Source organism: Kineococcus vitellinus (assembly GCF_009906315.1).
Lineage (GTDB): Bacteria > Actinomycetota > Actinomycetes > Actinomycetales > Kineococcaceae > Kineococcus > Kineococcus vitellinus.
The window spans coordinates 1-7,480 of sequence record NZ_JAAALL010000222.1 but is presented as its reverse complement, the minus strand read 5'-3'; the positions used below and the strand labels follow the sequence as shown (position 1 = coordinate 7,480).

At 75.6% G+C, this 7,480-nt stretch carries 12 protein-coding genes; 7 read left to right on the top strand and 5 right to left on the bottom strand.

What is annotated here, in order from left to right; genetic code table 11:
• Nucleotides 1-25 precede the first annotated feature (25 nt).
• Both GTQ99_RS16990 and GTQ99_RS16985 read left to right on the top strand, forming a co-directional pair.
• Nucleotides 26-763, top strand: coding sequence for a hypothetical protein (locus GTQ99_RS16990; protein ID WP_166616917.1), 738 nt, complete (start codon nt 26-28; stop codon nt 761-763).
• 223 nt (nt 764-986) lie between these two features.
• Complete coding sequence (locus GTQ99_RS16985) at nt 987-1,223, top strand: hypothetical protein (RefSeq protein ID WP_166616916.1); 237 nt, start codon at nt 987-989, stop codon at nt 1,221-1,223.
• A 129-nt stretch (nt 1,224-1,352) separates the two neighbouring features.
• Here GTQ99_RS16985 and GTQ99_RS16980 read toward each other — a convergent pair whose 3' ends face one another.
• On the bottom strand, nt 1,353-1,742 hold the full coding sequence (locus GTQ99_RS16980) for a VOC family protein (protein ID WP_240897601.1): 390 nt from the start codon (nt 1,740-1,742) through the stop codon (nt 1,353-1,355).
• A gap of 157 nt (nt 1,743-1,899) precedes the next feature.
• Between GTQ99_RS16980 and GTQ99_RS16975 the strand changes: the two genes are divergently transcribed.
• Together GTQ99_RS16975 and GTQ99_RS16970 are read left to right on the top strand one after the other, a co-directional pair.
• Nucleotides 1,900-2,292, top strand: coding sequence for a VOC family protein (locus GTQ99_RS16975; protein WP_166616914.1), 393 nt, complete (start codon nt 1,900-1,902; stop codon nt 2,290-2,292).
• Between the two features lie 98 nt (nt 2,293-2,390).
• Entirely contained in the window at nt 2,391-2,678 is a 288-nt protein-coding gene (locus GTQ99_RS16970) for an antibiotic biosynthesis monooxygenase (protein ID WP_166616913.1), read from the top strand.
• Between the two features lie 20 nt (nt 2,679-2,698).
• Here GTQ99_RS16970 and GTQ99_RS16965 read toward each other — a convergent pair whose 3' ends face one another.
• Entirely contained in the window at nt 2,699-3,034 is a 336-nt protein-coding gene (locus GTQ99_RS16965) for a VOC family protein (RefSeq protein ID WP_166616912.1), read from the bottom strand.
• Between the two features lie 235 nt (nt 3,035-3,269).
• On the opposite strand from GTQ99_RS16965, the gene GTQ99_RS16960 reads away from it, so the two are divergent.
• The 3 genes from GTQ99_RS16960 (at nt 3,270) to GTQ99_RS16950 (ending at nt 5,076) form a co-directional block, all read left to right on the top strand.
• Nucleotides 3,270-3,515, top strand: a complete 246-nt coding sequence (locus tag GTQ99_RS16960) for a hypothetical protein (RefSeq protein WP_166616911.1) — start codon at nt 3,270-3,272, stop codon at nt 3,513-3,515.
• A 428-nt stretch (nt 3,516-3,943) separates the two neighbouring features.
• Nucleotides 3,944-4,675: a peptidoglycan-binding protein gene (locus tag GTQ99_RS16955; RefSeq protein WP_166616910.1), complete on the top strand. Its 732-nt coding sequence runs from the start codon at nt 3,944-3,946 to the stop codon at nt 4,673-4,675.
• 170 nt (nt 4,676-4,845) lie between these two features.
• The gene (locus GTQ99_RS16950; protein WP_166616909.1) at nt 4,846-5,076 is read left to right on the top strand and encodes a hypothetical protein; all 231 of its coding nucleotides are present in this window, start codon (nt 4,846-4,848) and stop codon (nt 5,074-5,076) included.
• A 109-nt stretch (nt 5,077-5,185) separates the two neighbouring features.
• Here the strand turns inward: GTQ99_RS16950 and GTQ99_RS16945 are convergent, their stop codons facing one another.
• From GTQ99_RS16945 to GTQ99_RS16935, 3 genes are all read right to left on the bottom strand, one after another.
• Nucleotides 5,186-5,791, bottom strand: a complete 606-nt coding sequence (locus GTQ99_RS16945) for a hypothetical protein (protein WP_166616906.1) — start codon at nt 5,789-5,791, stop codon at nt 5,186-5,188.
• 102 nt (nt 5,792-5,893) lie between these two features.
• Nucleotides 5,894-6,493: an RNA polymerase sigma factor gene (locus tag GTQ99_RS16940; RefSeq protein WP_166616908.1), complete on the bottom strand. Its 600-nt coding sequence runs from the start codon at nt 6,491-6,493 to the stop codon at nt 5,894-5,896.
• 211 nt (nt 6,494-6,704) lie between these two features.
• A complete protein-coding gene (locus GTQ99_RS16935) occupies nt 6,705-7,370 on the bottom strand; it encodes a response regulator (RefSeq protein ID WP_205707666.1) in 666 nt (221 codons plus the stop codon).
• Between the last annotated feature and the right edge of the window lie 110 nt (nt 7,371-7,480).

Sequence of the window (7,480 nt, the reverse complement as noted above, 5' to 3'; positions counted from 1 at the left end):
GTCCCCGCCCTCGAGGAGAACCGTCATGAGCACTCCCACCGGTCCCGGCGGCGCGCACGCCGCCGGCGACTCCGGGAACCCCGGCACCGGCGGCCACCGTCCGCCCTCGTCCGGGCGCCCCGCGCAGCAGGCCCAGGCGGACCCCCGCCTGAGCGTGCAGCACGGCCAGCAGCACGGCCAGCAGCACGGCCAGCCCATGGACCGCCAGTCCGTGCTGGAGCGCGAGGAGAACGCCTTCGGCGGCATGAAGTTCGGCTCGGCCTTCTTCGGGTGGCTCACCGCGACCGGCACCGGCGTCCTGCTGACCGCGCTGCTGGCCGCAGCCGGTGCCGCCGTCGGGCTGGCCACCGGCACCGCCGTCGGGGAAGCCGTGGGACAGGCCACCTCCAACGCCGCCGGCGTCGGCATCGCCGGTGCCGTCGGCCTGCTGGTCGTCCTGCTCGTCGCCTACTTCTGCGGCGGTTACGTCGCCGGCCGCATGGCCCGCTTCAACGGCGCCAAGCAGGGCGTGGCCGTGTGGATCTGGGCCGTCGTCATCGCGATCGTGCTCGCCGTCGCCGGCGCCGTCGCCGGATCGCAGTACAACGTGCTCTCGCAGCTGAACACCCTGCCCCGGCTGCCGATCGGCGAGGGGCAGCTGAGCACCGGCGGCATCATCACCGCGATCGCCGCCGCAGTGGTCAGCCTGCTGGGCGCGGTCCTCGGAGGCGTCGCGGGCATGCGCTTCCACCGCAAGGTCGACAAGGCGGGTCTCGGCCGCTGACGCGCTGACCACCGAGGCAGCGGACGAGGCAGCGGAACCGCGTCGAGGGGCGGCAGGGGCGGACCGCCCCTGCCGCCCCTTCGGCGTTCCCCCCTCGCGCGAGGCGCTGCGGCGAGGTGGGCCGGAACGGACGCGGCTCGAACGGAGTTCCGGGTGCGGGTCTCCGGCGGGCGGGGCAGGGTGTGGTCGTCAGCGACGTCCGAACGCGAGGAGGAACAGCACCGTGCAGATCCCCAAGGAGATGATCCTCCAGCTCATCCGGGAGAAGTTCAACGACGACGGCAAGGCGCAGGAGGCCGACGCGCAGCTGCCGGGTCAGGTCGACACCGACCAGCACGCCGACCTGCTCAGCCGCTTCGGCGTCGACCCGGGCGAGCTGATCGCCAAGTTCACCGGTGGTGGTGGCGGCGACGACAAGGGCGGCGGCCTCGGCGGCCTGGCCGGCAAGATCGGGTTGTGAGCAGCGGGGTGCTGCGGCGCTGAACGCCGCAGCACCCCGCCGAGCCGCACCCCGCGAACGCCCCCGGACGAGATCGTCCGGGGGCGTTCGCGCGTCGCCCGACGGCTCCCGGCGGCCGGCCCGGTGCCGTCACTCGCCCTCGGTCGCCGGGTCCTCGAGGTAGACCAGGTCGTTGCCGTCGGGGTCGCTGAAGTGGAACATCGCCGGCACCCCCTCCCAGCGCAGCACCTCCTCGTTGTGCAGCACCACGCCCTCGACGTCCGCGGTGCCGCCGCCCAGCCGGGCGTGGGCGGCCCCGGCGTCGGGAGTGCCCAGCCGCACCGCCATCGGCAGCGGGCTGCCGGGCGGCAGCAGCACCAGGCCGACGTCAGAGCCCGGTGGCACCACCTCCACCATCCGGACCCCCGGCCACACCTCCACGTCGTGGCGCAGCCGGCAGCCGAGCACACCGGTGTAGAAGGCCAGCGCCGCGTCCTGGTCGGCCACCGGCAGCGCCACGCTGAGCACCCTCGTCGTCATCGCCATGCCGGGTGGACGCCCGGGCGGGCGGGAACTCATCGGTCGGGGGACGAGGACGTCGGTGGCGGGACCGTGCGCGCCGCCGATGACTTCCCGCCGCGGTGCGGGTCGTGGAGGGAGCGGGGAACACGGGCCCCCACGACGTCAGGAGCAGACGATGCCGGTCACACCACGCGCGGTCGTGCACTTCGAGGTCACCGGGGAGGACGCGGCGGGCCTGCGCGGCTACTACGGGCGGTTGTTCGGGTGGGAGTTCGACACCTCCTCCCCGGTGGCGCCCGAGGTCTCCGCTCCCGGCGAGTACGGCTTCACCGATCCCGGCCGCACGTCGCGCGGCGCGGGCATCCCCGGTGGTGTGGGCGGCGGCGCCGGCCACGGCCCGCGCGCGGTGTTCTACGTCGGGGTGCCCGACGTCGGCGCAGCGCTGGAGCAGGCCGAGGCCCTGGGCGGGCAGCGGGTGATGGGACCCGTGCGGGCGCCCTCGGGGCTCGTCGTCGCCCACTTCCGCGACCCGGCGGGCAACCTGGTCGGCGTGGCCGCGGTGGGCTGACGCCGCCGGCGCGCCCGGAGGCCGGTGCACCGATGAGCTCCGGCCCCCGGCGCGGTCCTCCTCCCGGCACCCTCCGCACCCACCCCGAGGAGCACTCCGTGATCATCGTCGCCGGACACCTGATCGTCGACCCCGCGGACCGCGGGGCCTTCCTGGCCGGCTGCGAGGAGGTGGTGCGCCGGGCCCGCGCCACGGAGGGCTGCCTGGACTTCAGCATCGCCGCGGACGTGGTGCAGGACGACCGGGGCGACGTCTTCGAGCGGTGGGTGTCGCAGGCGGCGCTGCGGGCCTTCCGGGGCAGCGGACTCGGCCCGGAGCAGACCGCGGTGATCAGGGCGGCCTCGGTGCTGGAGCACGACGTCTGGGGTGAGCGCCCACCGGGGTGAGGGCAGCCGTGCCGCGGCGCTCAGGTGCCGGTGAGGACGACGGCGTTGCCGTCGGGGTCGCTCAGGCGCAGGATGCGTGCGCCGCCGCCCGGTTCGGGGCCCTCGTGCCGCACGGACGCCTCGCTCAGCCGTGCGGCGGCGGCGTCCAGGTCGTCGGCGTGCAGGACCAGCGAGCCGCGCCCGGCGCGGTCGGGGTCGCGGTAGACCTGCACGCCGCTGCCGCCGGGCAGGTGCCACTGCAGCAGCCCCTCCATCGGCCGGGCGTCCGGCGCCCGCTCGAAGAGGGTGGTGTACCAGGTCTCGGCGGCGCTCAGGTCGCTGACCAGGGCGCCGGCCAGCACGTGGGTGAAGGTCATGGCGGGTGGACCCGCCGGACGGCGCGAAGTCATCGGTGCGGGCCGTGCGGGCCGTGCGGGCCGTGCGGGCCGTGCGGGCGCCGCGGGAGCGACCGGCGACGGCTACGCCGCGGTCTCGATCGCGTCTCGGTTCCCGCGCACGGCCTCCTCGCGTAGCGCGGGGGCGGGCTTCGTGGCTCCATGGGGGGTGCGCGAGAAGCGCGAACCGTGACCAGCACGCGATCAGGAGGACGCGATGCCACGAGCAGCCGAGACAGGTCACCCTCCCCGACGTCACCACCGGCCACCGGATCCGCTGCTGCTCGGGCTCGGTGCCCGGCACGGCGGTCAGCCCACCGGTCCGCACGACCCGTCCGCGAACCCCGAGCAGGCCCTCGCCGGCGACGAGCCGGCGATGCTGCGCGGCAGCGACGGGCTGACGGACGTCGAGCGCGAGGCGCTGGCCCACCGCTACGACGTCCCCGTCCGCACCACCCGCTGAACCACCCGCACGTCGAGCACCCGAGTTCCCCCCGCTGAGCCCCCACCGGCCCTGTCGGCGATCGGCGCACCGCCGGCCGCGCAGGCCCTTCCCGCCGGTGGGGACGGCGCTCCCCGAGAAACCCCCTCCACACGCGCAGCGGTGCGCGCACCACGCCGACGTGGGCCGTCGAGCACCGCCGCCGCGACCACGGGCGAGCACACCGCCCGTGCAGTCCGCTATCACGAGGCCTCCACGCGCATCTCCCATGGTGCGTCGACTGCCGCCGCTGGACGGCGGCACCGACGTCGGGTCGTCGACCACGACCCTTCCGCCACCGCGAGCGCAGAGGTGACCCGTGGAACTCCTGTCCCGCCCCCGTCCCGGACCCGACACCGACCGACGTCTGCCCACCGCCACCGGCGCCCGGCGGGGGAGGTGAGCCGGAGGTGGTCGCCATCAACGGGTTCGCCGTCTCCGCGGACCGCGGCGCGCTGGGCATCACGACGTTCACGGTTCCCGGCACCTCCGTGCAGCTGCCCGTCCGCGCCGACGTCGCCCCGCTGCTGATCGGCTTCGCCCGCGACTTCCACGAGCGCGTCGAGCGGCTGGACCCGGCGAGCTGCTGGGGGTACGCCTACCGCGCGGTGCGAGGCTCCAGCTCACCGTCCTTCCACGCGGCCGGGATCGCCGTCGACCTGAACGCACCGCGCCACCCGCTGGGCGCGCGGGGGACGTTCTCGTCCAGGCAGGCCGCCGAGGTGCGCCGGCTGGCCGGTCACTACGGCCTGCGCTGGGGGGGTGATTACCAGCGCCGCGCCGATGAGATGCACGTGGAGGTCATCCTCGGTCACCGGCAGGCCCTGGAGCGCGTCACCGCCCTGGGGGGCGCGTCCTCGTCCGCGGGGGCGCACGGCCCCTCCTCGCCCCGCGAGCTCCCGCAGCAGTACGAGGCGTTCGTCGCCGGTTCCGCTCCCGGTTCGCGGGTGCTGCGCCGGGGACGTGCGGGCGACGACGTGGCGTTCGTGCAGCGCTGGAACGGCGTGGCCGACGACGGACGCTTCGGGCCGGCCACCGAGGCCGCGGTGCGCCGCTACCAGGCCGCCCAGGGTCTCACGGCCGACGGGGTCGTCGGCCCGCTCACCTGGTCGCGGATGGGCGTGCGCGTCCCGACCTCTTGAAACCCGCACGGCCCTGAGACCCGCACCGCCCCCGCCGACCCGGTCGACCCGTCGGCGGGGGTGGTGCGCCACCCGGCACGACGGACCACCACGGACGAACCGCTACGGACGAACCACCACGGGCGAACCACGACGAGGGAGGAACCACCATGGGGGACGAGGCCGCGACCGTGGCACCAGCGCATGAGCCGTCCGCAGCACCACGGGCGAGCCGGCACCCCACCCGCAAGTGGCTGGTCGCGCAGATCACCGCGCTGGGTGCGCTGCTGACGCTCCTGCTGACCACCGGCGGCTGGGGCGCCGAGGAGAACGTCGCGCTGGTCGGCTACCTGGTGCAGGCGCTCACCACCTACCTGGTGCCCAACCTCGACACACCCGGTGGCGTGCCGCTGCACCGGTGAGGTCGCGACGGTGAGCTCGCTGCTGCCCCGCCCCCCGCGAACCCCGTCCGCACCGCGCCACCGCTGCCCTCCGACGGGCAGCGGTGGCGCGGTGCGGACGGGGTGGTGCTCACTGCGAGCAGTTCGGCATGGTGGGTTGTTCGGTACCCGTGTCGACGAGCACGTCGGGCACGAAACCGCCGTCGGTGGTGAAGTTCCACAGGCTGCTCGTGAGGCCGGTCAGGGGAGAGGTGACGCTCTCGCCCATCGCCGTGCAGAGGATGTGGACGAGGGCGCCGTCGTCGATCTCCGTCAGCACCGGCGCCTCGCTGCTGGGGGCGGCGAAGACGTACGCGGTGGACCCGCTGCCGGCCAGGACGTACCCGGGGGCCGGCTGCAGCGGGACCGGTGGTTCGGGTGCGGGCGGTTCGGGTGCGGGCGGTTCGGGCGCGGGCGGTTCGGGCGCGGGCGGGAGTGGTGCGGGTGGTTCGGGGAGTTCGTCCCGGCTCGTCGTCGGCGCCGGGTCCGGCGGTCGCGCCCCTGCTTCCCCGGGAGCGATCAGCACCAGCCCCAGGGCGGTGAGCAGCAGCACGCCGCCGACACCGAAGCAGAGGACCCGGGAGGTGTTCCCCACCTTGGGCATGACGGAGCCCGAGAACTGGAAGTCCCCGCCGACCAGCCCGACCAGCAGCAGGACGCCGCCGAGCGTGCCGATGATCCCTGCGATCGTCACCATGGTGTCCACCGTCTCCTCGCTCGATGCTCGTTCGAGGCGGAACCGCCGCCCCGGCCGGTCGGTGCGCGGTGCCGCCCCCTGCGGCGGGCACCGCGGCGCTCCTCAGCTCGCAGCGGGCAGTTCCCGGTCCTCGTGCTCCAGCAGCAGGCGCAGGCGCTGGACGGCCCGGCGCCGCACCGGGCCGATGGCGCCGACCGGCATGTCCAGGCGGTGGCTGATCTCGCGGTACGTGGGTTCACGGGGGTCCAGCAGGGCCTCGACGAGGCGACGCTCGCGCTCGGGCAGCAGCGCCACGCAGGGCCGCAACCGGGACAGCGCCAGGCGCTGCCGCACGGCGCGGAACACGTCGTCGCAGTCGCTGGAGGGTTCCGCGGGGAAGGGTTCCGCGCAGGGCAGTTCCCGACGGCCGCGGCGCGCGGCGGCCCAGGCCTCGCGCCGGCTGGTGGTGACGAGCCACCCGGGCAGGGCGGCCTGGTCGCGGATGCAGTCGATGCCGGTGAACAGCCGCAGCCAGACCGTCTGGACGACGTCCTCGCACTCGCCGGCCCCGAGGCCCTGCTGGCGGACCGTCGCGGCCACCAGCGGCTGCCAGCGCTGCACGAGCAGTTCCCACGCTCCCGCCTCCCCGCGCTGCGCGGCTGCGAGCGAGGGGGATCGCGGCTGCGAGCGCGTCGTCCCGCTCGTTCTCGTGTTCTCGGTCATGGGGACCTCCCGATCGACTCGGTGGTGACCGCCGTGGTCGCCACCGCAGAGGCTTCTCCCCTCGATCGAGCCGGTCGTCCCCGTGGGAGGTGATCCACGGGTCCGCTCCAGGTGGCGACCGCCCCCGCGACGTCAGCCCGGGGTGCAGCCGTCGTCGTCCCGGGGTGCAGTCGTCGTCCCGGGGTGCGGCCGCCGGGCTCCGGTCCGGCAGCTACCGCGCGCCCGGGAACCGTTCCCGGCGCGGCGAGCTCGGGAGCGGTTCGCCGGCGCGGACCAGCCCGGCCTGGTAGGCGAGCGCCACCGCCTGCGCCCGGTCCCGCAGCCCCAGCTTCATCAGCACCCGCGCCAGGTGCGTCTTGACGGTGGCGCCGCCGATGACCAGGTGGGAGGCGATCTGCGGACCGGACAGCCCGTGCGCCAGCAGGACCAGCACCTGGCGCTCACGGGCGGTGAGCACCTCGAGGTGCCCCGCCGCCGGCGCGGCGGGTGGGGCCTGCACGGCGAAGTCGCTCAGCAGGCGCCGGGCGACGGCCGGGTCCAGCCACGCCTCGCCCGCGGCCACCGCCCGGACGGCCAGGACGAGCTCGTCGGGCGCGGCGTCCTTGAGCACGAAGCCCGAGGCGCCGGCGCGCAGGGCCTCGTAGACCGCGTCGTCGACGTGGTAGGTCGTCAGGATGATCACCCGCACGACGCGGTCGGGGTCCTCCGGCGGCGGGTCCACCGCCAGGCGCCGGGTCGCCTCCAGACCGTCCATGCCGGGCATGCGCACGTCCATCACGACGACGTCGGGGCGCAGCGCCTCCAGGTGGTCCAGGACGGCCTGGCCGTCGGAGACCTCCCCGACCACCTCCAGGTCCGGTTCGGCGTCCAGCAGCATCGCCAGGCCGGCGCGCACGAGCGGCTGGTCGTCGGCCAGCAGCACCCGCACCCGCGCCGCGCCCCCGGGGCCGGGGGGTCGCGGGTGGGGGCTCACCGGGCGCCCGCCCG

Bases quoted from the DNA above. Each gene is read 5' to 3' on its own strand.
- GTQ99_RS16960 (WP_166616911.1), top strand. From the start codon at position 3,270: ATGCCACGAGCAGCCGAGACAGGTCACCCTCCCCGACGTCACCACCGG.
- GTQ99_RS16940 (WP_166616908.1), bottom strand. From the start codon at position 6,493: ATGACCGAGAACACGAGAACGAGCGGGACGACGCGCTCGCAGCCGCGA.
- GTQ99_RS16990 (WP_166616917.1), top strand. From the start codon at position 26: ATGAGCACTCCCACCGGTCCCGGCGGCGCGCACGCCGCCGGCGACTCC.
- GTQ99_RS16980 (WP_240897601.1), bottom strand. From the start codon at position 1,742: ATGACGACGAGGGTGCTCAGCGTGGCGCTGCCGGTGGCCGACCAGGAC.
- GTQ99_RS16945 (WP_166616906.1), bottom strand. From the start codon at position 5,791: ATGGTGACGATCGCAGGGATCATCGGCACGCTCGGCGGCGTCCTGCTG.
- GTQ99_RS16975 (WP_166616914.1), top strand. From the start codon at position 1,900: ATGCCGGTCACACCACGCGCGGTCGTGCACTTCGAGGTCACCGGGGAG.
- GTQ99_RS16935 (WP_205707666.1), bottom strand. From the start codon at position 7,370: ATGCTGCTGGACGCCGAACCGGACCTGGAGGTGGTCGGGGAGGTCTCC.
- GTQ99_RS16965 (WP_166616912.1), bottom strand. From the start codon at position 3,034: ATGACCTTCACCCACGTGCTGGCCGGCGCCCTGGTCAGCGACCTGAGC.